1 pseudogene is annotated in these 308 nt (G+C 44.5%); it reads left to right on the top strand.

What is annotated here, in order from left to right:
* Positions 1-308, top strand: a pseudogene (locus LZP73_RS19790) (ribonucleotide-diphosphate reductase subunit alpha); the annotation flags it as partial.

The raw sequence follows: 308 nt of genomic DNA, 5'->3' as shown, positions 1-308 counted from the left end.
AGCACCAAATTACTCACAGGTGGCTGCCCGCCTGAACATTTTTAAAATCCGCAAAGATGCCTTCGGTCGTTACGACTATCCGAACTTCTACCAACACATTGTCAAGAACGTTAACAAGGGCGTTTATGACAAGGATTTGCTGACACATTATTCGTTTGAAGAGATCGAAGAACTCGGCAATTACATTAAGCCGAAACGTGACGATCTTTTTGGCTATGCAGCTACGGTGCAGTTGCAAAGCAAATACCTCGTTCAAAACCGTGTTACTGGTGAGATTCATGAGGGGCCGCAACATATCTATATGCTGG

Origin of the sequence: Shewanella sp. AS16 (genome assembly GCF_021412365.1) — a bacterium.
Lineage (GTDB): Bacteria > Pseudomonadota > Gammaproteobacteria > Enterobacterales > Shewanellaceae > Shewanella > Shewanella salipaludis.
The sequence above is the reverse complement of the archived record's forward strand: the minus strand, read 5'-3'. Positions and strand labels throughout refer to the sequence as shown.